This is a genomic window from Caballeronia sp. LZ033 (assembly GCF_031451265.1).
Lineage (GTDB): Bacteria > Pseudomonadota > Gammaproteobacteria > Burkholderiales > Burkholderiaceae > Caballeronia.
Map to the genome: position 1 here is coordinate 1,627,803 of NZ_JARUXQ010000001.1, position 23,047 is coordinate 1,650,849.

Annotated in this window: 18 protein-coding genes and 3 pseudogenes; 4 read left to right on the top strand and 17 right to left on the bottom strand. The window is 63.4% G+C overall.

From position 1 onward, the window contains the following. Nucleotides 1-285: 285 nt before the first annotated feature. From QCE62_RS07640 to QCE62_RS07660, 5 genes are all read right to left on the bottom strand, one after another. Nucleotides 286-543 carry a hypothetical protein gene (locus QCE62_RS07640; protein WP_309916170.1) on the bottom strand — a complete coding sequence of 86 codons (258 nt, stop codon included), beginning with the start codon at nucleotides 541-543 and terminating at the stop codon, nucleotides 286-288. A gap of 116 nt (nucleotides 544-659) precedes the next feature. Then, the gene (locus QCE62_RS07645; protein WP_309916172.1) at nucleotides 660-1,085 is read right to left on the bottom strand and encodes a response regulator; all 426 of its coding nucleotides are present in this window, start codon (nucleotides 1,083-1,085) and stop codon (nucleotides 660-662) included. Next, entirely contained in the window at nucleotides 1,082-2,689 is a 1,608-nt protein-coding gene (locus QCE62_RS07650) for an ATP-binding protein (RefSeq protein WP_309916174.1), read from the bottom strand. The genes QCE62_RS07645 and QCE62_RS07650 overlap by 4 nt, the downstream gene beginning before the upstream one ends. A gap of 457 nt (nucleotides 2,690-3,146) precedes the next feature. Continuing rightward, nucleotides 3,147-3,827 carry a haloacid dehalogenase type II gene (locus QCE62_RS07655; RefSeq protein ID WP_309916176.1) on the bottom strand — a complete coding sequence of 227 codons (681 nt, stop codon included), beginning with the start codon at nucleotides 3,825-3,827 and terminating at the stop codon, nucleotides 3,147-3,149. A gap of 40 nt (nucleotides 3,828-3,867) precedes the next feature. Continuing rightward, entirely contained in the window at nucleotides 3,868-4,497 is a 630-nt protein-coding gene (locus tag QCE62_RS07660; RefSeq protein ID WP_309919703.1) for an ABATE domain-containing protein, read from the bottom strand. A 201-nt stretch (nucleotides 4,498-4,698) separates the two neighbouring features. Between QCE62_RS07660 and QCE62_RS07665 the strand changes: the two genes are divergently transcribed. The 3 genes from QCE62_RS07665 to QCE62_RS07675 are packed head-to-tail and all read left to right on the top strand — an operon-like array spanning nucleotide 4,699 to nucleotide 6,806. After that, complete coding sequence (locus QCE62_RS07665; protein ID WP_309919706.1) at nucleotides 4,699-5,670, top strand: zinc-binding alcohol dehydrogenase family protein; 972 nt, start codon at nucleotides 4,699-4,701, stop codon at nucleotides 5,668-5,670. 13 nt (nucleotides 5,671-5,683) lie between these two features. Further along, nucleotides 5,684-6,454 carry an SDR family oxidoreductase gene (locus tag QCE62_RS07670; RefSeq protein WP_309916178.1) on the top strand — a complete coding sequence of 257 codons (771 nt, stop codon included), beginning with the start codon at nucleotides 5,684-5,686 and terminating at the stop codon, nucleotides 6,452-6,454. Beyond that, on the top strand, nucleotides 6,429-6,806 hold the full coding sequence (locus QCE62_RS07675) for an FCD domain-containing protein (RefSeq protein WP_409017810.1): 378 nt from the start codon (nucleotides 6,429-6,431) through the stop codon (nucleotides 6,804-6,806). Before QCE62_RS07670 ends, QCE62_RS07675 begins: the two co-directional genes overlap by 26 nt. Before the next feature lie 5 nt (nucleotides 6,807-6,811). Here QCE62_RS07675 and QCE62_RS07680 read toward each other — a convergent pair whose 3' ends face one another. From QCE62_RS07680 to QCE62_RS07695, 4 genes are read right to left on the bottom strand one after another with little or no spacing between them, the layout of a single operon-like run. Next, the gene (locus tag QCE62_RS07680; RefSeq protein WP_309916183.1) at nucleotides 6,812-8,125 is read right to left on the bottom strand and encodes an MFS transporter; all 1,314 of its coding nucleotides are present in this window, start codon (nucleotides 8,123-8,125) and stop codon (nucleotides 6,812-6,814) included. Continuing rightward, nucleotides 8,122-8,640 carry a GAF domain-containing protein gene (locus tag QCE62_RS07685; protein ID WP_309916185.1) on the bottom strand — a complete coding sequence of 173 codons (519 nt, stop codon included), beginning with the start codon at nucleotides 8,638-8,640 and terminating at the stop codon, nucleotides 8,122-8,124. Before QCE62_RS07685 ends, QCE62_RS07680 begins: the two co-directional genes overlap by 4 nt. 27 nt (nucleotides 8,641-8,667) lie before the next feature. After that, a complete protein-coding gene (locus QCE62_RS07690) occupies nucleotides 8,668-10,065 on the bottom strand; it encodes an MFS transporter (RefSeq protein WP_309916188.1) in 1,398 nt (465 codons plus the stop codon). Between the two features lie 22 nt (nucleotides 10,066-10,087). After that, a complete protein-coding gene (locus tag QCE62_RS07695; protein WP_309916191.1) occupies nucleotides 10,088-11,872 on the bottom strand; it encodes a gamma-glutamyltransferase family protein in 1,785 nt (594 codons plus the stop codon). Between the two features lie 163 nt (nucleotides 11,873-12,035). On the opposite strand from QCE62_RS07695, the gene QCE62_RS07700 reads away from it, so the two are divergent. Then, entirely contained in the window at nucleotides 12,036-12,683 is a 648-nt protein-coding gene (locus tag QCE62_RS07700) for an FCD domain-containing protein (RefSeq protein WP_309808334.1), read from the top strand. Nucleotides 12,684-12,855: 172 nt separating this feature from the next. On the opposite strand, the pseudogene QCE62_RS07705 reads toward QCE62_RS07700, so the two are convergent. From QCE62_RS07705 to QCE62_RS07740, 8 genes and pseudogenes are all read right to left on the bottom strand, one after another. Further along, a pseudogene (locus QCE62_RS07705) lies at nucleotides 12,856-14,279 on the bottom strand (heavy metal sensor histidine kinase). 11 nt (nucleotides 14,280-14,290) lie between these two features. Then, a pseudogene (locus tag QCE62_RS07710) lies at nucleotides 14,291-14,755 on the bottom strand (response regulator); the annotation flags it as partial. Nucleotides 14,756-14,811: 56 nt separating this feature from the next. Further along, nucleotides 14,812-16,020: a zinc metallochaperone GTPase ZigA gene (zigA, locus tag QCE62_RS07715; protein WP_309916194.1), complete on the bottom strand. Its 1,209-nt coding sequence runs from the start codon at nucleotides 16,018-16,020 to the stop codon at nucleotides 14,812-14,814. Nucleotides 16,021-16,054: 34 nt separating this feature from the next. Further along, the gene (locus tag QCE62_RS07720) at nucleotides 16,055-18,142 is read right to left on the bottom strand and encodes a TonB-dependent receptor (RefSeq protein WP_309916196.1); all 2,088 of its coding nucleotides are present in this window, start codon (nucleotides 18,140-18,142) and stop codon (nucleotides 16,055-16,057) included. Nucleotides 18,143-18,361: 219 nt separating this feature from the next. Beyond that, nucleotides 18,362-19,384, bottom strand: a pseudogene (locus QCE62_RS07725) (amidohydrolase family protein); the annotation flags it as partial. Between the two features lie 8 nt (nucleotides 19,385-19,392). Further along, on the bottom strand, nucleotides 19,393-20,700 hold the full coding sequence (locus QCE62_RS07730) for an MFS transporter (protein ID WP_309916202.1): 1,308 nt from the start codon (nucleotides 20,698-20,700) through the stop codon (nucleotides 19,393-19,395). A 62-nt stretch (nucleotides 20,701-20,762) separates the two neighbouring features. Next, nucleotides 20,763-21,992 (bottom strand): CaiB/BaiF CoA-transferase family protein, encoded by a 1,230-nt coding sequence (locus QCE62_RS07735; protein WP_309916205.1) that lies wholly within the window; start codon nucleotides 21,990-21,992, stop codon nucleotides 20,763-20,765. After that, nucleotides 21,989-22,972: a hydroxymethylglutaryl-CoA lyase gene (locus tag QCE62_RS07740; protein WP_309916208.1), complete on the bottom strand. Its 984-nt coding sequence runs from the start codon at nucleotides 22,970-22,972 to the stop codon at nucleotides 21,989-21,991. The genes QCE62_RS07735 and QCE62_RS07740 overlap by 4 nt, the downstream gene beginning before the upstream one ends. Nucleotides 22,973-23,047 lie beyond the last annotated feature (75 nt).

Here is a 23,047-nt window from a genome sequence, read left to right on the forward strand (position 1 = left end):
TGACCTCCGGCAGTATGCCTCGCAGATGAGGTGTTCTCGCCGGAGCGTGGCCGTGCGCGTCAGCCGCGCTCGACGATTCCTGCACCGGGCTTGCGAAACGTAAAGGCTGCGGTCCTTGCCATCAACACCGCCGATGATGAACGCGACCCGCCGGAGACAGTCTCGATGATGGGCGCGATGCGGCTTGTGAACAACGGCCGGCTGTTTCTGCTTCCTGCCAGCGATGATACCTGCGGCCACGGGACGAACGGACTGGCTCGCGTCTACAAGCCGGCCCCTCGACCATTAATCGCCCTGCTCGTCCAGGTTTTTACTGGACGAAGTTGAACCCTCGGTATCCGGCTTCGAGGTCTGATCTTCGCCCGAGTCCGTCGTTGAAACGTGAAGATCGTCGAGGGTTTTGTCGATCTTCTCTTTGTCGCCTGCTTCGAGCGCATCTCGGGCAGATCTGTCCTTTTCCTGCTCGGCCGCGGCATTCGACCGGTCTTCTTGATCCCGTAGATCCTCGTTCGATACGGAATCGTTGCTGATTTGCTTGTTCATGATCCTTCCCCGATGTTTAGTGAGTGAGCCAACTAACGTGGCCCCAACCGGAACAGCCATCACACCATGCTGTGATATGTCGGTCCCGGCGACAGATGTGCAAAAGGGCTCGCCATTCAACAGCGCGCGATAAGTTCCGCCAGGTCTGAAGCTGATATGGGCTTGGGAAGATAGCCGTCAAATGCGCCAGCATTCGCCTCTTCACGAAAATCCGGGTGTCCGGTCACCGCAACGATGCAGGCTTCGTTTGACGCGCCGGCAGAGCGAATGTAGCCACACAACTTGCGCCCATCGATGTCGGGCAAGCCAATATCCATAAACACCGTGTCGTAACGCGTACGGCCAGTCATGCGCAATGCTTCGCCGCCTGAATGCGCGACTTCTGCACGATGCCCAAGTGATGCCGCGAGTTCTGCGAACGCCTTGGCCACGTTCTCGTCATCTTCAACAAACAGGAAAAGCATTGCGGCCTCGTCTTCGTTCGCGTCGCCGTGATCGGCCCATCTGCTGGATGCGCCATGTCCGCGCATGCCCCAGGTCATCGTGAAACTCGCTTGCGGCTTACATCGTTGAACACAACATCGAGCTGGGCAAGATCAACGGGCTTGGAAAAATGCTTGTTGAATCCAGCGGCCAATGCAGTCTGCTTGTCTTGCGTGCTGCCATACCCCGTCACCGCGATCGCGCAGATGTCCGCGCCGGATGGGAGTGCGCGGAGTTGTCGGACCAGCGCATACCCATCGATTTCTGGCAGGCCAATGTCGCTCAGCAGTACGTCGGGCGCGCGCTCCTGCACCATCTTGATAGCGTCGTGCGCACGGTAAGCGGTGCGCACCGTGTGGCCCGACGTCCGGAAGTAGATTGCCAGGGCATCCGCCGTATCGACGCTGTCGTCAACGACGATGATGTCGAGTACCGCAGCAGCGTGCTCTTCAATCTCCTGCTTAGGGCTTTCAGCAATCGGCGTGGCTTGCTTGAGCGTGAGCAAAAACTCGCTCCCCTCCCCTAATCCCTCGCTGCGCGCGTGCAGTGATCCGCCGTGCCACTCCGTCAGCCGCCGGGAAAGTGGCAGGCCCAGTCCCAGTCCGCCGTGCGCCCGGTCGAGCGATCGATCGCTCTGCCCGAACACCTGGAAAATCTCGTCCATATCAGACGCGGCGATCCCGATACCGGTGTCGGTCACGCACAACGTTACCCATTCGCCGTTACCTTCGATATGAATATCGACGAGGCCATGTTCCGGCGTGTACTTCGCGGCATTCATCAAAAGGTTGGCGATGATGAGCGGACACTGGACACGGTCCGCGAGCACCCAGGGATGATCGATCGACGAGCGGGTGACGCGATGCTGCCGCTGCCCCAGAATTCCCTCTGTCATTTCGAGCGCCTGATCGACAAGATCGTCGACAGCCACCGGCTCCAGTTCAAGCTTGATGGCGCCAAGCGAGACCAATGAAGCGGAAAGAAGATGCTCGACAATCTGACCCATGTGTCGAACGTGCCGGCTGATCAGCCTTTTTGCCCAATTTCGCTGCTGCGTGGAGATCTCACTGCGGCCAAGCACCTGAACAGCAGTCAGAATCGGCGACATCGGGGCACGCAGTTCGTGCGCGAGCATTGCCAGAAACTGATCGCGGCTGCGCTGAGCGTTCTCGATGGTCACCTCGACCTGCCGCGTCTTCTGCAAGAGCAGAGCGGCCTGCTCCCCTAGCATCTGCAGCAATTCCATCTCGTGCACCAGGAAATCACGCGACACGCGATCCTTGACACAGAGCGTGCCGAGCGGCAAGCCTTCAGGCGTTCTCAACACAAATGCCATGTAGAACACGGTGCCTTCCGCGCCGACGAACTCAGGGTGCGCGCGAACACCGTCGTCACGCGTCGCATCGAACACCACGATGTTCTCGCCGTCGAGAAGCGCCAGCGCACAGAGCGATTCGGCGTGAGCAACGGCCTTTCGCACACTGCCCCAAGCCGACTTGCACCACGTACGGGCCTCGTCGACGAAATTGATGAAGGCTTGCGGCACACGGAGCGCGTGCGCGGTCAGACGCGTCAAAGCGTCGAAATGCCGATCGACAGGCGTGTCGAGAATGCGCAAATTTTCCAGGGCGGCCAGCCTGGCGGGATCGAGGAGGAGGTTCATAAGGGCGTTTCTCAAGTACTTCATCTTGAGCAACGACTGTGCCCTGGGAAAAGCGGCCGAGTTCATCCGGCGTGGGATCACCTTGCTATCAGATGAAAAACGCCGGATTCGCTTCTACTGGTGCCCCCCGCTGCTTTCCCTGCGAGCCTGCATGCATTTCTTACGCCGTTCAGCGCCAATCCAGCGCAGCTTGATCGGGCGCGAGGTAACTAATACTTCGTCTGGGATCTGAATTGACCGAGACGTCGTACGTGAAGGCGACGCCGATTCGCTCGTTTCCCGGCATAGGGCGCGGACCTGGCGCGCGCATCGAGGCTCGACGCGCAGCTTCGCCGCCTCGATGCGGCAACCTCGCGATAGCCAAGGCCCGGAACTGCGAACGGCGTTTTCATCCCGCGCCCGGTGGACGTCAGCAAGGCTTCGCGCCTGCGAAGCGCCCACCCGCGCCCACCCGCGACTACCCGCGGTTATCCAGGACCGCCGACAGATCGTCGAGTCCACGCAGGGTCCAATCCGGCTTCTGGCCCATTTCCTCGAAGGTGTTGTCGCCGCGATTGATCCACGCGGTCGGAAACCCGAAATAGCGCGCGCCTGTCGCGTCCCATCCATTCGACGAAACAAAAAGGATGGATCCCCGTGCAACGCCGAACGCCGTTTCCGCCAGTTCGTATGCGCGATCATGGGGCTTGTAGATGCGCACCGGATCGACGCTCAGCAGATGATCGAAACAGTCGCGCAGCCCCGCGCTGTCGACCACGGAGGCGATGGAATGCGGTGATCCGTTCGACAGGATGGCGAGCTTGAGGCCGCGCTGTCGACACTGTGACAGCGCGTGCGGCACTTCAGGAAACGGCTGCAACTTCAGATACGCGTTGCATAGCGCGGTGCGGATTCGATCATCCAGGTCCAGCTTCAGATGACGCGTTGCATAGCGCAGGGCATCCTCCGTGGCCTGCTCGAACGTCACGTAGCGATCCATCAGGCTGCGCAGCCAGGTGTATTCGAGTTGCTTCTGCCGCCAGATGATGCTGATCTCGCGTCCGCGCCCGGGATACGCCTCGTCGCATTGATCGACGACCGAGTGCACGTCGAACAACGTCCCGTATAGATCGAACGCAATGGCCTTGATGTGATTCATGCCGTCTCCTCAACATGAGTTATCGAACAGGACACACACGCTAGCCATTCTTACCGGCCTTGAGCCGCGCGCGGTGTGCAGCCGCCTTCGCACGATTTCCGCAAATAGCCATACTGCACCACTGCCGCGCGTGACCGTGAGTGTGATCGGCGAACAGCAGTGTGCATTTTGGGCCTTTGCATGCCTTGACGTAGGTGAAATCCTCTTCACACACGAGCCTCGCGAGCGCCTCGACGATCGGCATCAGCAGCGACTCGGCCGTCGAATACCGACGTTGCATCGTGAAGGCGAGCCCGCCTGCCGGGCTCGTATCGGCCACGATCAGTCCGTGCTTCTCGTCGCGCTGCAACACGCTGTTCAACGCGTCCAGTTCGTTCAGCGCTTCGGCTGCTAGCGGTTGCCCCTTTCTCGTCTGCACAAAATGCCTGAACCATTCGCGCAGGCCGCGAGCCTTCGCGGCGACCTCGTCCAGATCGGCTGGCGCAATCTGCAGACGCATGCGCGCAAGCACGTCGCCCGGAACCAGACGCGCCTGATCCAGCCAGGACAACAATCCTTCGCCGTCCGCAATCCAGTCAATTGGTTCATCGACCGGCGTGGCAATCGAGTTCAGGAAGTCGAGACCTGTCGCGTCGGCAACGAAGATCGCAGGGAGTGAGCGGTATTCCATATTTTGAGTTCGGCAACGAAGCGGGCTTGCCAAAAATAGTAACCCCTTAGGAACAGCTTGACAAGTTACGATCGCGAAAAGTAACCTTCTAAAATAGATTTGGACGGTTACTATTTCGAGTCTTTCTGGCGTACTTCGCAAGCATCGGCCGAAGCTCGCCCCTTAACCACATCACCGCGTCACTTACCCAAGGAGAACATCATGCGAGCCATCGTCCTCGAAAAATTCGGCGGCCTCGACAGCCTTGCATATGCCGACATCCCCGAGCCAGAGCCACTGGAAGGGCATGTCGTCATCGAGATCAAAGCGTTCGGCATCAATCACGCGGAAATGCATATGCGGCGCGGGGAATGGGCCGAAGCAGCCAAGGTGAGCGGGATTGAATGTGTGGGCGTTGTGAAGTCGTGTCCGGGCGGTGAGTTTCCGGTAGGTGCCAAAGTGGCTGCGTTGATGGGCGGCCTGGGGCGCACGATCAACGGCAGTTATGCGGAATTCACGCGTGCACCCGTGTCGAACGTCGCGCTGATCGAATCCGACCTGCCCTGGGCGGAGCTCGCTGCCATTCCCGAAAGCTACGCAACGGCGTGGACAACGCTTTTTCGCAACCTCGACATCAAGAAGGGAGAAACGGTCGTCATCCGCGGAGCAACATCATCGTTCGGACAGGCAGCCGTGAATCTCGCGGTGAATGCAGGCGCGAACGTGATCGCGACGACGCGTAATACCGCTCGCTTTGCGAAGCTCGAAGCGATGCGCGTGTCGCGTGTCGAACTGGAAGGGCCAGACCTGAGCCGGCGCATTGCGGAAACGAAGCAGATCGATGCCGTGCTCGATCTGGTCGGCAACAGCACGATTCTCGATTCGCTCGCGATGCTACGGCGCGGCGGTCGCGCATGTCTTGCAGGCTGGCTGGGCGGGCTCGCGCCCATCGCCGATTTCAATCCGCTGCTGCAGATGTCGAGCGGCGTCTATCTGACTTTCTTCGGCAGCTTTGTGTTTGGCACACCGGGTTTTCCGCTCTCGGATGTGCCCTTGCAGGCGATTGCCGCAGATGTCGCCGCAGGCCGGTTCAACGCAAAGCCCTCGCGTGTGTTTTCGTTTGATGAGATTCACGAAGCGCATCGCGTGATGGAAGCCAACGAAGCCAATGGAAAGATGGTCGTCGTACATTGACTGGAGAGACAACATGAGCAACAAGGTAGCCATCGTCACCGGCGCAAGCCAGGGCATCGGACGTGCCACCGCTTTGCGGCTTGCACGCGACTTCAACTCGATCGTCCTCGTCGCGCGGAATCGCGCAAATCTGGAAGCGACCGCGGCAGCAGTTCAGGAACAAGGCGCGCAAACGCTTGTACTCGAGGTCGATCTCGCCCGGCGCGAGGCCGCGCAAGGCATCGTCGACGAAACGCTGGCGAGCTATGGACGTATGGATGCGTTGCTTAATATCGCCGGTGCGGTGCCACAGATCGATGTGTTCGACATGACTGACGAGCAGTGGAATGATGGGCTCGAGCTCAAGCTGCATGGCGCTCGCCGACTCACGGTCGCAGCCTGGCCGTCGCTCAAGGCATCATCTGGATCGGTGGTGTTGATGTCGGGAAATTCAGCGCTTCTCCCGAAGGCGGCTTATGCAGCAGTGGGCACGATCAACGCCGCAATCGTCGCGTTGGCGAAGGCATTTTCGGATCGCGGGATCGCAGACGGCGTGCAAGTGAACAGCGTTCTGCCCGGGCCCGTCATGACAGGTCGCCGGCGTTCTTATCTGGAGCATTGGGCACCGCTGCAAGGTCTGAGCGTCGAGCAGGCGCTCGCCCAATTCCCCGCTGCGGCGGGTATTGCCCGTTATGGCACGCCCGAAGAACTGGCGGAACTGATGGCGTTTCTTGTCTCGCCTGCTGCCAAGTGGATGACCGGGAGCGTCTTGCGGATGGATGGCGGCGAGGTCAAGTCAGTCTGAACGGAGGGAACGTTGCTTCAGAGATGTCATCTCAGCCATGCAGGCGAGCGTCGATGCGGACGACCCGTCGGCATACGTCGATGCGCTCGACCGCTATTACGCGATCGTCACGACCATCGCCGATAACCGCACTCTGCAGGACAACCATGCCGGACTGATCGGACCAGTGCGGCGCCTGCGTCGCATCGCGATGGCGCGTGGCGGACGCATGCGGCCATCGTTCGACATGGCGGCGAAGATCCGCGACGCCATCGTGGCGCGCTCGCCCGATGTTCAGGACCTCATGTGCGAGCAATTGCGCGGCGCATGCGATGCCGCACTCGATGTATTGCGGAGCGCGGAGGCCGAATAGGCGTGTCAGCGTTTCGCGGCCTGAACGAGATCCGGCGATCGCGCCTCGATCAACCGTCCGCGCTGATCCGGCGGGGACAGGTCGGCGGGGTCCTGCGCGCTCGTGTCGTAAAGCCGGTCGGGAATGAACAGCGTGCACACGCCGCTCAGGAAGAAGACCGCGCCCACCAGCAGGAAGCCCATGCCGAACGAGAATTGTGTCGCGACATAACCGATCAGGACCGGCGCTGCGCCCGAGCAGAAGCGCCCGACGTTATACGAGCCGCCGACCGCCGTGCCGCGAATGCGCGTGGCGAAGCTCTCGGACATGAACGCGCCCATCGTGCCGAGCGGCACGCCGTACAGGAAGCCGAAGAACAGCATCAGGACCATGATGTTCTCGCGCGTGTGCAGGAAGATGATGACGGGCAGGAACAGCGCCGCACCGATGCAGCCGATCACGTACATGCCGCGCCGGCTCCAGACATCGCCGAGCCAGCCCGCGAAGATCTTGCCGATGAATGCCACCACATAGGTGCCGATCATGTAGCCCGCGATCGAACTGAAGCGCACGTGCAGTTCCTGCTCCAGATACGTCGGCAGCCAGTTGTTGAGGCCGTAGAAGCCGGAGAGCGCGAACACGGATGCGAGCGCCCAGAGGACGAACATCTTGCGTGCTTCGTGATCCGAGAAGATCAGGTAGTAGCGGTTCTCGCGCCAGGCGCGGCGCTCACGCGGGGCGCGTTGCAGGGATACGCTCGCGCGCCAACCCGGCGGCTCGGGCACGAACCAGTGAATCGCCAGGGCGAGCAGAACGGGGATCGTCGCGACATAGAACAACATGCGCCAGCCGTAGTGCGGCAGGATCCAGTTGCTCAACGCGATGACGACGATATACCCCGCCGACACCCCTGTCTGCAGCATGCCGAGTATCAACGAGCGGCGCTCGGTCGGCACATACTCCGCAACGAGCGTGCTCACCAGCACCATGCAGCCGATGCCCAGCGAACTGACGAAGCGCACCGCTGCGAACTGCCAGAAGCTGTGCGTGAACCCAAGCAGGCCCGCGCCGAGCGAGAACAGCGCGAGCGCCCACACCACCACGCGCACGCGGCCAAGCGTGTCGCTGGCCCAGCCGCCGAGTATGCCGCCCACGGCCATGCCGACCAGCGTCAGGCTGCCGAGCGCGCCCGCCTCGACGTTGCTCAGACCGAACTCGCTCTTGATGCGCGTGAGCGTGAGGCCATACATCATCACGTCTGCGCCATCCACCAGCAGCGCGAGATAACCGAGCGCGAAGACGATCAGCCAGCGGCGGCGGTCAGACGCTGCGCCGTTCATGCGCGCGGCTCCTCTTGCGCGCCGCGCGCCGCGTGCGCGATCAGCGCGGGCGCGAGGAACGCGCCGAGCAGCAGGCCCACGTCTTCGTGATCGCTCGTGTACCAGTGTTCGACATGGGTGAGGTTCATCGTGCCGACGCACACGCCGTCATAGGCAATCGGAATGTTGAGGATCGAGCCCAGGCCCATGTCGGCCATCACCGAATGATCGTCGAAGGCGTTGCGGATATCCTGCGCGGTTTCGCCGCGAAAAGGTCTCAATTCATGGAGCACCCGCGTCGCCCACGCGGTGCCCTGCTTCTTCTTGCGGCCGCCGGCCGGATAGACGTCGGGCATGTTGGTATGCAGGCGTTGCACTTCGTGACGGCTTGCGTCGTAAGCCATGATCGTGAGCAGACGGAAGCCGATGGTCTCGGCCGCGACTGCCTCGACGGTTCTGAACAACGTGAGCGGTTGAGCGGGCTCGCGCATGGCGAGCGCGAGGCGTTGCAGATCATGTGACTGAACAGGGCGCATGAAAGTGAGGTCTTTTGAAGGAACTTGCTAGCTGCGCGCGAGACTTTCGCGTGCCTCGTTGTCGACGTCGCCGTTGACTTCAATGTCTTCGAGCGAGCGGTTGCGCGTTTCGATGCCCAGAAAGAAGACCACGCACGCGCCCGCGAGCAGCACGGCCGTGGTCATCGCGAATACGCCGAAGAAGCCGAATGCGGGATACACGATGCCGACCAGAATCGGCGCGCTGACCGATCCGATGCGCCCGAAGGATGACGACGACCCCGTGCCGGTGGTCCGGACGGAAGTCGGGAAGATTTCGGGCGTGTAGGCGTAGACGCCCGCGAACGCGCCGTTCATGAAGAACGACAGCGCGATGCCTGCCGCGATGATCTGCGGCCCGGTATGCGACAGCGACAGCATGATGGCCGCGATGCCGCCAAGCGTCATGTAGGACGCGACCACGCCCTTGCGGCCGATCTTCTCGTTGAGCCACGCCGCCGAGAAATAACCCGGTATCTGGGCGCCATAGATGGCGATGGAGAAGCCGAAGCTCTTCGTCATCGTCAGTCCTTCCTTGACCAGCAGGCTGGGAATCCACGAGAAGAACGAGTAGTACGCGAAGGCCACCGCGAACCACATGAGCCAGCTGACGGCGGTGGTGCCCGCAAGCCGCTTCGACCACAGCGACTTCACATTGAACCACGCGCTGCCGCTGCTCTTCGCGGCGGACGGGATGGCGCTGACCGACGAGAGCGGTGCAAGCGCGACGCCGCGTCGCGCATACCAGGCTTCGATTTCATCGACGACGCGATCGGCTTCGGCGGTGCGTCCCTGGCTTTCCATCCAGCGCGCCGATTCAGGCAGCGTGCGGCGCCACCACAGCAGCATCACCACGGGCAGCGCGGTGATGACAGCGAGATAACGCCAGCCGTCCGGAAAGTTACGCACGACGGTATAGCCGAGAATCGACGAACTCAGATAGCCGAACGACATGAAGCCGACCAGTGCGCCGCAGAACATGCCGCGATAGCGGCGCGGCACGAACTCCGCGAGAAACGGCGCGATCACCACCGTCTCCGCGCCCGAGCCGAAGCCCGCGACGATGCGCAGCGCGAAGAACGTATGCCAGTCCTGCGCGGTGGCGCTCGCGAGCGACGCCACGCAATAGATGGCGAGCGCGCTCATCATGATGCGGCGGCGGCCGATCACGTCCGCGAGCACGCCCGACAAAAACGCGCCGAAGAAGTAGCCGATATAGGTACTGCTCGCGACCAGTCCGGTCTGCGCACTGGTCAGGTTCCACAGCTTGCTGACGACCGGAAGCAGGAACGCGAGCGACGACGAATCGAGGCCGTCGAACAGATAACCCATGCCGCCGATGATCAGGAGCTTGCGGTGAAAGCCGGATAAAGGCAGCCGTTCGAGGCGGGCGGCGACAGCGGACATGATGTGAGTTTCCCGTTGATGGTCAGCGCCCGATGGCGTAAGCCTGCATCTGACGCGGCGTGGCTGCGCCGCGCATGAGCCCGTTGCGGATGCCGACCGCGCACACGCGTCCGAGCGACCATGGTTCGGCCACCGTGAGATCGTGGCCGCGCGCCCGCAGCCCGTCGAGCGTCGCTTGCGGGAAACTGGCTTCGGCAGACATCTTCCCCAACTGGATCTCGCGCGGATAAAACGAGCCGGGAAAGTGCGCGGTCTGGAACGACGGCGCATCGACGGCGGCTTGAAGGTTCATCGCGAAGTGCGCGTGTCGCAGGAACAGTTGCAACGACCATTGATCCTGCTGATCGCCGCCCGGCGTGCCGAGCGCGGCGTAAGGCTTGCCGCCGCGCGTGACGAGCGTGGGCGAGAGCGTCGTGCGTGGCCTGCGTCCCGGCCCGAGGGATGAGGGCAAGCCCTCTTCCATCCAGAACATCTGGCCGCGCGTGGTGATGTTGAAGCCCAGCCCCGGCACCGCCGGCGATGCCTGCAGCCAGCCGCCCGATGGCGTGGCCGACACCATGTTGCCCCAGCGGTCCACGACATCCAGATGCACCGTGTCGCCGCGCAGCTCGGGCAACGGCGCGAAGGTCGGTTCGCCCTGACCGAAGCCGCCCGGCTGCTGACGGCCCGCGTGGGCGAGAATCTTCGCGGCACGCACCTCGCTGTCGAGCAAAGGGCCGGGACGGAATTCGAACGATGCGCGCTGCGGATCGATCTGGCGGCGGCGTGCATCGTTGTAGGCGTCGCTCAGCAGCGTGTCGATGGGGACGTCCGCGAAGTTCGGGTCGCCGTAGAACACGTCGCGATCGGCGAAGGCAAGCTTCGCGCATTCGATCACCGTATGCACGAAGTCCGGGCCGAGCGGGTCCATGCCCGCGAGATCGAAGCCCTTCAGCAGCGCGAGCTGTTGCAGGAACATCGGGCCTTGTCCCCATGGCCCGGTCTTGTGCACCGTGAAGCCGGCATAGTCGTACGAGACCGCGTCTTCGTAGGTCGCTTCCCAGCGCGCGAGATCGGATGCATCGAGCAGGCCGCGATTGCGCTGGCCCGAGGTATCGAGCACATCGGTCGAACGGAAATACTGGTCGATCGTATCCGCGACGAAGCCACGATAGAACGCTGTCCGCGCCCGCTCGCACTGTTCGGCGCGGTCACGCTGCGTGCCGGCTTCGCGCAGGATGCGCTTGTAGGTGTTGGCGATGGCCGGGTTCGCGAACAGATGATTCGGCCTGGGCGCTTCACCGTCGCGCAGCCATTGTTCGGCGGACGTATGCCATTCGCTCTTGAAGAAGTCCTGGATCGCGAGGATCGACGACGCCATGCGCGGCAGTACCGGATAACCGTTCTCCGCGTAGCCGATCGCATAGCTCAGTACGTCTTCGAGCGGCAACTGGCCGTAGTCACGCAGCATGGTCATCCAGCCGCCGAACGCCCCCGGTACGACCGCCGGCAACAGGCCGGTGCCGGGCATCACGGTAAGACCCAGTTCTCTCATGCGCCCGATGGTCATGGCGGCGGGCGTCACGCCCTGACCGCACAGCACGCGCACGCGGTCCTCTTTCGCGCTGTAGAAGATGGCCGGCAACTCGCCGCCCGGTCCGTTCAGGTGAGGCTCGACGATCTGCAGCACGAAGCCGGCGGCAGCGGCGGCGTCGAAGGCATTCCCGCCTTTTTCCAGCACCGCCATCGCGGAGGCGCTCGCGAGCCAGTGCGTCGATGCGGCCATGCCGAAGGTGCCGATGAGTTCAGGTCGTGTCGTGAAGGCCATTTGCAGGTTCCGTCCTGTGAACCAATCATTATTGGTTCGATTTTACGAGGATTTTCTGTGACTGCATTTAGCGTACTTCACCATTAAAGACTTCGCAAATGGCGCCCTGTACGAAGTACGTGATACGCTTGAACCAATAATCAATGGTTCATCTGGATCGATCATGGAAAAGCCCGCACTCGACATGCTGCTCGACTACATTGCGCAAAGCGGCCTGAAGGATGGCGACGTGTTGCCGCCGGAGCGCAAGCTCGCTGAAGCGCTTGCGCTCAGCCGGCGCGATCTGCGTGCTGCGCTGGCATCGTTGGAAGCGGCTGGGCGGGTGTGGCGCGGGGTCGGGCGAGGCACGTATCTCGGCGCGCGCCCCTTGAGATTTACGGCGTCGCTACGCAGCTTGCGGGCGGGCGCAAGTCCCGCGGATATCGCCGAGATGAGGCTTGTGCTCGAGCCCGCTTTCGTCGAGCTGGCTGCGCGCAAGGCGAGTCCAGAGGATCTTGCGGAGCTGGAGAAGTGCGCGCGCCGCAATGCGATGGCGAATGATGACGAGGAGTGGCAGCAATGGGATCATCGATTCCATTTGCTGATCGCGCAGGCCACGCGCAACCCTTCGATCATCGCGCTGATGGATGTGGTGAACAGCATGCGCATGAAGCCGAACCTGCGTGAAAAGACCGCGGATCAGGAAACGCGCAGGCACTTCGCTTTGCAGCATCAAGCGATCGTCAGCGCGATGATGGAACGCGACGGCGTGACCGCAGGGTCACGCATGCGGGAACACTTGCTGAATGTGCAGTGGAGAATGCCGCTGTGACGGATGGCTGCCTGCGCCGCCCATGACATCAGGCGGGCATTCGCCGACACCCCGTCTTCGGGCGGGTAGCGGAATGAGCTTTTTCATCGCCCTCTCTTCAATCCGTGCGGAAGGGCGTGCGGGATTGCACGCTGCCCTCCGACGCCGCGCCGTCATGGCTGCAACGTCGAATTCATTGTGCGATTCGGGTGTTGATGCGAGTCTGACGACCCGATTGCGGAATTGATATCAAGCCGGTCTGCGGAATGGACAGGATGAAGCGTGTGCTGCGCGCATTTCTCTCGGCGTGGACGCGGCCGCCGTGCAGCTCCATGATGCTGCGCATGATGGCGAGGCCGAGGCCCGCCGAACCCGGCGTCGCATCGGACGCCATCCGCGAAGGATCGACACGATAGAAGCGGTCGAAGATGCGTTCGAGCAAGCCTGCATCGATAGGCGCGCCTTCGTTCTCCACGCACGCGCGAAGGAATACGCGATCGGCATGGACGGATAGCGTGGTGACGCCAGCGCGCGGCGTATGGCGCACGGCATCGGCCAGCAGATTGCTGACCGCGCGCCTGAACAGTTCGACATCGGCGCGCACCTGTCCTGCACCTGTCGCGACGATGCGCACGCCGGCGTCATCAGCGAGGCCTTCGAAATACCCGCGATACGCTGCAGCTCGTCCCTGACGTCGAACACGCGCATGTTCTTCGCGAACTGCGGATGTTCCGCGCGCGCCAGGAAGAGCACGTTCTCGATCATGCGCGAGAGCCGGTCGCACTCTTCGAGATTCGACGCGAGCAGCGTCTGATATTCGTCGGCCGAGCGCGGACGCGCCAGCGCCACTTCGGTCGCGCCGCGCACGTTGGCAAGCGGCGTACGCATGTCGTGCGCCAGATCGGCGGTATATCGCGACATGCGCTGGAAGCTGGCTTCCCGCCCCCGCCAGCTTGCGATTGAGTGCCGCGATCAGCGGCTCCAGTTCCGCCGGCACGCGGTCCATCGCAATCCGCGTATTCAGGTTTTCCAAGGTCACCGTGGCCGCACTGCGCGCCATCTCCGACAACGGACGCAGCGCGCGCCGCACGAGAAAGAAGCCCATCGCGAACGTGAGCATGACACCCGCCACGCCCGCCGGATGCAGCCTGTCGCGGTAACGGTCCAGCAACAGCCAGCGATCGCGCATGTTGCGCAGTATCACGATGGTCACCGTGCTGCCGTCCTTCAGGCGCGCGTCGACGGCCAGTGCGCGCACCGGTTCGTCGTTCGCGGTGCTCGTGGCAACGATGGCGCTGTCGCTGATGGTGTCGTCGACCGGCACGGCAAGTAGGGGCCCTTTCACGGACGACAGGGCGGCACTCAGGTTGTGCTGCACGAGCACGTGGCCCGCGTGATCCGCGATTTTCAGGGACAGCGCTTGTTGCCGGGCACCTGGCTTTCCAGGCGTTCCTGATAGCGGCCGATATCCGCGTAGCCGGAGAGCTCCTCGACGAGCCTGCGCGTGTGCTGCGCGGCCAGCACGATGTCGAGGTCGTCCTGCACGCGCACCTGACGTTCCAGCGCCAGGTACACGAAGCTGCCGACGATGCCGAACACGGCGAGCGTCGTGGTCAGCGAGCGGGCGCGATGCGCTTGCCCGCGCGCCTGACCTTGCGGCGCGTGACGTCGATACCGAAGTCCGCCACCGAGATCAGGTCGGTCTCGCGCGCGGGTCCGCGACGCGCGAGCGCCCGCACGCGCGCGAGGAGTTCGACGAAGGCAAACGGCTTGACGAGATAGTCGTCGCCGCCGAGTTCGAAGCCGCGCACGCGATCATCCACGTCGTCACGCGCGGTGAGAAAGAGCACGGACGCGGACTTCGATTCGCGCAGGATCTTGATGACGGTCCAGCCGTCCATGGTCGGCAGCATGACGTCGAGCACGATGACGTCGTAGTTTTCCTCCGTGGCGAGAATGAGGCCTTCCGCGCCGTCGTTCACGGCATCGACCGAATAGCCCGCTTCCTCGACGCCTTTCCGGATGTACGCCCCCGCCTTCTGCTCGTCTTCGACGATCAATAGCCCGCATCCCGCGGAAAAAAAGCCCGGCAAGCGCCGGGCTTCAAGAACAGTCCCGGGAGAGAGACTGTCCGCGTGGAACAGCGGTATCACAAGGATTCAGACGCACCGCCCCAGGCCGGAAACGGATCCGCAAACCGAAGCCAGGCCGCCGGTCCTCGAGCCATTTCCGCATCCGTCAGCAAGCAGGCATCGAGCCGCTGCCGCAACCCGGCCTCGTCCATCTCAATGCCGATCAGGACCATCTCCTGCCGCGCATCGCCGACTTCCGGATGCCACGCCTTCTCGATCGACTGAAGGGTATCCGGATCAGCCGGCCAGTGCTCCTTGGGTACCGCAGCCCACCACAATCCCGCCGCACCGTGACGGCACACCGCGCCCGCCTGCGACCAAGACCCGGCATACGTCGGCCGGCTGGCGAGCCAGAAAAAGCCCTTCGAACGCACGACGCCCGGCCATTCGCCATTGACGAGGTCCCAGAACCGCTGCGGATGCATCGGCCGGCGTGCGCGCCATGCAAAGCTGCGGATCCCGTATTCCTCCGTTTCCGGCGTGTGTTCGCCGCGCATCTCCCTGAGCCATCCAGGCGCATCGGCGGCTTCCTCGAAATCGAACAGCTTCGTGTCCAGCACGCGGTCGAGCGGCACGGAGCCGAACGCCGACACTTCGATTCGCGCACGCGGATTCAGCCCGCGCAGAATCGCTTTCAGGCGTTCACAACTTTCGTCGTCGATCAGATCGATCTTGTTGAGCACGATGACATCGCAGAACTCCACTTGCTCGATCAGCAGATCGACCACCGTGCGGTGATCGTCCTCGCCCAGCGATTCGCCACGCGCATGCAGGCTCTCCTGCGAACTGTAGTCGCGCAGGAAGTTGAAGCCGTCGATCACGGTGACCATCGTATCGAGACGCGCGACGTGGGACAGGCTCTGGCCGCTTTCATCGGCGAAGGTGAAGGTCTCCGCGACCGGCAGCGGCTCGGAGATACCCGTCGATTCGATCACGAGCTGATCGAAGCGCCCTTCCTTCGCGAGCCGGTTCACCTCCAGCAGCAGGTCCTCGCGCAACGTGCAGCAGATGCAGCCGTTGCTCATCTCGACCAGCTTTTCATCGGTGCGCGACAGCTGCGCGCCGCCGTTGCGAACCAGCGCGGCATCGATGTTCACCTCGCTCATGTCGTTGACGATGACCGCGACGCGCCGCCCTTCCCTGTTGTTCAGGATGTGGTTGAGCAGCGTCGTCTTGCCCGCGCCCAGGAAGCCCGAAAGAACGGTGACCGGAAGTCTTGAGTCCATGCTTGCTCCTTTGATGAATGGCGCGCGGCGCGCATCAGAACGTCGTGCGCACGCCGACCATGACGCTGCGGCCGCCCTCCGGCGCGATATCGCGCACGACCGAACTGGCGTAACGGATGTCCTGGTTCGTCAGGTTGTCGCCGCGCACATAAGCAAGCCAGTGCGTGCTGCCGACGTGGAACTTGTAGGTGAGGATCACGCCCAGCTTCGTGTAGCTGGCCGTCGGCAGATCGTCTTCCGGCACACGATGCTGCGCCCACGCATGCTGCATCTCGGCGCGCGCGCCGAAGGGCCCATAGCCATAGTCCAGCGCGACGGTCGCGCGCAGCGGCGAGATGCGCGGCAACGGCGAACCGGTGTCCATGTTGCGGGCGTGCGTGTAGTCGCCGACCAGCGAGAAATCGACCGTGTGCGCGCCATGTTCGAAGACGCGCCACTTGCTGTCCCATTCGATGCCGTAGAACTCCGCGCGAACGCCGCGATACACCGCTTCGTTGAGGGCGTCATCGGTGCCGGGCGCGACGACCTGATCGTCGTCATCGACGAGACGGCCCGTGTTGTACTCGGTGAGGTAGTTCCGGAAGCGGCTGTAGAAGACGCCGATGCTGCCCTTGTTCGGACCGCTCGCGAAACGCAGCGACAGGTCCGCCGACACCGCCTTCTCCTTCTGCGCCTCCGGATTGCCGATCAGATACTGTCCTGTTGCATCATGCGGGCCGTTGGCGAAGAGTTCGTAGAGCGCGGGCGCGCGTTCCGTGTAGGCGACATCGCCCGCGACGGACCATACGGGCGTCAGCTTGTAGAGCGCGCCGAGCGAGGCGCTCACGGTGTTGAAATCGCGCGTGGTCGCGCTCGCGAACTTGTCGTTGCCGGCCGCGGTCGGATCCTGGCTCACATGTTCGTAACGCGCGCCGGCGCTCAGCGTGAGGCGGTCGGTGACCTTCCATTCCTCGAGACCGAACAGTGCGACGTTGGTGGTCTGCGTGGTCGGCACGAGCGCTTCGTCGCCGAGCGCGGAGAAGGTGTTCTGGCTGACCTGCACGCCGATCGATCCTTCCAGCGGCCCGATCTTCTTGTGGCGCGCTTCGAGGCGCGCCTCGTAGCCGTGGTTGCGGAACGTCGTGCCGGTCTCGCCGTTGTCGATTTCCTTGTGCTCGTAGTCGGTGTAGCCGAAGTCGAACTTCAGTTGCGAGAACGGTCCCTGAAGGTTGCGCACTTCCGACGCGAACGCGACGTGATCCTGATGCATGCGCAGCCGCACATCGTCCTCGGCGACGGAGCCATAGTTCGCTTCGTAGCCGTTGTAGGACAGGCCCGCGTAGCCATCGGCCCAGGTGTACGACGTGCCCACCGCGCCGCCATGCCAGCGGCCATCGCTGTTCGGGATGCTGCCATAGGCCTCGTCGGCGTCGGGGCCGTCGAGCGCGCGCTGGCGGTCCGAATGCGCGAAGCCCGGAATGCGCTCCTTGCTGGTTTCGCGGTCGAAGGCATCGACGTGGAAATTGAATTGTCCATTGCCGCCTTCGACCATCGCTTCGCCTGCACGGGCGTTGTTGGCGCCGCCGTAACTGGTGTCGACTGCGCCGTCCACGCCCTTGATCGGCTCGCGCGGAATGCGGTTGTCGATCGTATTCACCACTCCGCCGATCGCATTGCCGCCGTACAGCAGCGCCGCCGGCCCGCGCACGATCTCGACCCGCTCGATGGTCAGCGGCTCCTGCGGCACCGCGTGATCGTAGGAGAGCGACGAGGCGTCCCACGCCGCCACGCCGTTCTGCAGAATGCGGATGCGGTCGCCGTCCATGCCGCGGATGATCGGGCGGCCGACCATCGGTCCGTAGGTCGTTGTGGAGACGCCCGGCAGACCGTTGAGCGTCTCGCCCAGCGAGTTGGTCTGCCTGCGCGTCAGTTCATCGCCGTAGAGAGCGGTCGCGGGCGCGATGAGATCCGTATCGCCGAGCGGATTGGCGGTGACGAACACCGGCGCAAGCGCGCCGCCCGGCACCGACGTTGCCGTGGTCGCCGCATCCTGCTGGGCTTGCGCCGCGAGTGCGAAACAGGCGAGCGACAGCGGGGAAAAGCGCAATGCACGTTGCGACAGGCGTTTCAGGTCTTTTTTCACGGTGGTTTCTGGATTTGATTTCGTTTTGATGCCGTTCGCGCAGGTGACGCAACAATATATCGTTGCGCACAGCGGGCAAGATTTTGACGTCGAACGGGGGCACGCCGTGACGTCGCGGTCGCAATGATATATTGTTGCATTAAGGACGTAAAGTTATGTCTTCACGGCGGAACACGCCGTCGAGGCTCAAAGGGCGCACTGCGTCGGACGTGCAGAAGGTCAATCGAGTCGATACACGCGGCTCACGGTGCCGCGAAACAGCGCTTCGCGTTCCGATGGGCTGGCCTGAGCGGTCAGGCGCTTGAACGCATTCCAGCCGTTGCTGAAGGGATACGAACCCTTGTCGACCGGAAAATTGCTTTCGAACATGCAGCGATCTGCGCCGAACGCGTCGATGCAGGTGTGCATCCACGGCGCCCAGGTTTCCGCCAATTCAACGGATGAAGGCGGCCGCGCGCCCTTCTCGAAATCGAAGCCGTTGATCCGCATGCCCAAGCCGCCCAGCTTCACGAACACATTGGGCAATTGCGCCAGTGCGCGCATGGAACGGGACCACCGGTCGAACACTTCCTTGCGCGGGTCCGCGTAACGGGCAATCCGCACGATGCCGCCGCAATGATTGACGATGAACGGCGTGCGAGGAAACGCCTTCGCCAGATCGAACAGTTCGGGCAGTTGGGTGAAAAAGAGCCAGGCGTCGCAGGACAGGCCGAGCGCTTCCAGTTGCGCCACGCCCGCCCGATACGCCGCATCGAGCAGCAAGCCTTGCGGCGCGGCCGATATGGGATTCACGAGCGTCGGGTCGGCATCCCAGGTGACCAGATGCCGCACGCCGCGCAGACGGCCCTCGCCTGCCTCCAATCCAGCTTCTAGCACGTCCCGCACCGCACTGCCGCGTCTTAGATCCGCATACCCGACGATCCCCTTCGCGATCTGCCGCTTGCCTTCCTGCAACGGCGCGGTGGCCTTGACCACGTAGTCGATCTCGCCGACCGGACGCATCGCCTCGGGCCCGTCTTTTCGATACCGCGTCAGCGCCTGCATGTACACCGACGCCGTGAGGTTGTGCCCTGACCCGATGTCCTCGAGATAGTCATCGGGAAGATAGGTCCATCCGGCGCGCTCATAGAAATGATGGTGCGCGTCGATGATCGGCATGTCCGGTTCGAGCGCCGCCTCGGTGCCCGTGGCGAGCCACGAAGCGCGTACGGGAAGGTAGTTGCCTGTCGTGCTCATGATGCGCGCGTTCCTCACCGTTCCGACTTGAAGGCATAGAGCGAGAGCGTCAGCAGGGTCGTGACGAGCAGCACCGCCGACAGGCCGATCATGCCCGCCGTGAACGTGCCGAAGCTGTCCTTGAGATAGCCGACGAGATAGGGCCCGGCAAAGCCGCCGAGCGCGCCGATCGAATTGATCAGCGCCAGGCCGCCGGCCGCCGCCTGGCCGGAGAGAAAGCGGTTCGGCAGCGTATAGAAGACCGTGCGTCCCGCAATCGTTCCGATCAGCGCCAGCGTGATTCCGCTCATGGCAGGCAGCAACTGATGAAAGTGCGTCGATATGCCGAGCGTCACGGCGCCGATCAAAAGACCCGCCGCCAGATTCGCGACGGGCGCGCCGCGCCGGTCGACCCGCCTCGCCCACCAGAGCAGCGCGATGGTCGCAAAGAAGTACGGCACGGCCGACAGCAGCCCCGTCTCCGTCATGCTCATGCCGTGGGCCTTGAGCATCTGCGGCAGCCAGATGCCGATACCGTACGAACCCATCGTGAAGCCGAACGAAATCAGCGCGAGGATGTACGTGCGCGCGTCCTTCAGCGCCGCACCGAAGTCCTTCTTTTTGGTACTGACCGCCCCTTCGCGATCGAACGCGTTCTGCAGGGCCTGGCGTTCCTGTGGCGAAAGCCACTTCGCATCGGCGGGACGATCCACGAGCATCCGGAGCACGAGAAAGCCGAGCACACAGGCGGGCAGACCTTCCGCGATGAACATCCACTTCCAGCCCGCCAGCCCGAGGACGCCGTCCATCGAGAGCAGCCAGGTCGACAGCGGCGCGCCGACGAGCGACGAAAGCGGCGTGGACACCGTGAACCAGGCGAGCACGCGCGTGCGGTAGCTGGCCGGAAACCACACGGCCAGGAAGAAGATCACGCCGGGAAAGAAGCCCGCCTCGCCGATGCCGAGCAGCAGCCGGATCGCGTAGAAACTGGCGGGACCGGTGGCGAGCGCGGTAGCGGCCGCGAAGAAGCCCCACGTGATCATGATGCGCGCAAGCCAGCGCCGCGCGCCGAAGCGATACAGCGCAAGATTGCTCGGCACTTCGCAGACGCAATAGCCCGCGAACATGATGCCCGCGCCCCAGCCGAACTGCGTGGCCGTCAGGCCGAGATCATGATTCATCGTCAGCGCGGCAAAGCCCACGCTGGTGCGGTCCAGATAGTTGAAGAAGTAGGCGAGCGCGAGCAGCGGGATGAAGCGCCACGCAGCTTTCTTCACTGCCTGTTGTTCGAGCGTGGCATCGACGGGACGGTCGGCGACCACGTTGGAGGAAAGGGATCGCATGGGTCGTCTCCTGTCGGCTGCGCTGTTCGTGCAGCGCAATGAGGTGTCGTGCTTCGGCCCGTTCAGGGCGATTCCTGGCACTTGACGACGCCCGCTTCCGTCAACTGCCTGAGCGCCTCGGTCGTGTAGCCGAGCTGCATGAGCAGTGCGCGCGTGTCCTGCCCCAGCGACGGCGGCGCTGCACGCAAGCTCAGCCGTTCACCATCGAGCGTCAGGGGCAGCAGCGCGGTCCGGGTGGACACGGCCTGGCCGGCGCCGCTGGCATCGGCGGGCAGGGTCACGTAGGCGAGTCCGCCGGTCGCGAGCAGATGCGGATCGTCGAACAGGTCCTGGGGCTTCGTGATCGGCGCATAGGGCAAGCCGCAGCGCTCGAACACCGCGCTGATCTCCGCCGCCGTGAACGCTTCCATATGCTCGCGAAGTTGCGGCAACAGCCAGTCGCGCGCCTGCACGCGCTGATTGTTGGTCGCGATGCGCTCGTCCGACTTGAGCGCCGACAGCCCGAACGCGTCGCAGAAGATCGCCCATTGCGTATCGGACACGACCGCCAGGAAAATCTGTTCGCCATCCTTGACGGAGAACACGTCGTAGACGGCCCAGGCGGAAATGCGGCTGGGCATCGGCGAGGCCGCGTGACCCGTCACCGCGTACTGCATCATGTGCTGCGCGACCAGGAACACGTTGTTCTCGAACAGTGCGCTCTGCACTTCCTGTCCGCGTCCCGTGCGTTCGCGCTGCGCCAGCGCCGCCATCGCGCCGATCGCCCCGAACATGCCGCCCATGATGTCGTTGACGCTCGTGCCCGCGCGCAGCGGACGCCCTTCCGGCCCTGTCATGTATGCGAGGCCGCCCATCATCTGCACGACTTCGTCGAGCGCGGTGCGGTGATCGTACGGTCCCGGCAGGAAGCCCTTGTGCGACACATAGACGAGCCGCGGATTGAGCTTGCCCAGCGCCGCATATCCGAGGCCCAGCTTGTCCATCGTGCCGCTCTTGAAGTTCTCGCTGAAGACGTCCGCGCTGCCGACCAGCTTGTGCATGATCTCGATGCCGCGCGCGTCCTTCACATCGACAGCGATGCTCTTCTTGTTGCGATTGAAGGTGCCGAAGAAGCCCGCGCCCGAGCCGCGCAGCGCGCGCGTGCTGTCGCCCGAGATCGGTTCGACCTTGATGACTTCCGCGCCGAGATCCGCGAGCACCATGCCGCAGGTCGGCCCCATCACCATGTGCGTCATCTCGACGACGCGCACGCCGCTGTACGGCAGGGTTTGATTCGCTTGCACGTCGCTCATTGCGCGGCTCCCAGCAGACAGCCTTCCGGTTGCGGCGCGCTCGGCGCGCGTCCGTCCGCATAGGCGAAGCCCTTCGGCAGCCCGGCATCCTGGACGTGTCCATACAGCGCATCTCCGGGCAACGCTTCGGCGAGGATCGCGCGCGCGGCGATCAGCTTGTCGATGTCCACGCCGGTGTTGTAGCCCATGGCCTCCAGCAGGAACGCGAGGTCTTCGGTGACGATGTTGCCGGTCGCGCCCGGCGCATAAGGACAGCCGCCGAGACCGGCCTGGCTCGAATCGATCGTGGTGACGCCGGCGTCGAGCGCGGCGACCACGTTGGCGAGTCCCTGGCCGCGCGTGTTGTGGAAGTGCGCGCCGCCCGCCTTCGCGCCCAGTTCAGACTGCAGCCGGCGGAACAGGCGGCGTACCTGGACCGGGTTCGCGTAGCCGCTGGTATCGGAGAGACCGATCTCGTCCACGCCGCACTTGGCCATCGCGACGCACATGCGCATGGTCTGGTCGTCCGTGACCGTGCCGGCAAGCGTGCAGCCGAACGCCACCGAAACACCCGCCTCGATCTCCACGCCCGGATACTGCGCGTCGCGCAATGCGACGATCTGGCGAACCTCTTCGATCATCTGCGCCGGCGTCTTGCGGATGTTCGCCATCGAGTGTTCCTCGGTCACCGAGACCGGCAGCGTCAGCTTGTGAACGCCCGCTTCGAAGGCGCCCTGCGCGCCGCGCAGGTTCGGGACGAGTACGGCCACATGCAGCCCCGGCAGCGACAGCGCATGCGCGACCACTTCGCGTATGTCGGCCATCTGCGGGAGCAGCCTGGCGGGAACGAACGAACCCACTTCGATCTCCTGCAAACCGGCGGCTGCCAGCGCGGAGATCCAGCGCAGCTTGGCTGCCGTTGGCATGACGCTCTTGATGCTTTGCAGGCCGTCGCGCGGACCCACTTCGCTGATCAGGATTCTGGGCGTAGAAGGTTCCAAGATTCACTCCTAAGTTCTATCTGATAGATCATGGTTCTGTCGGAAAGAACTATAGAAGTGATTTTGAACGCGTTG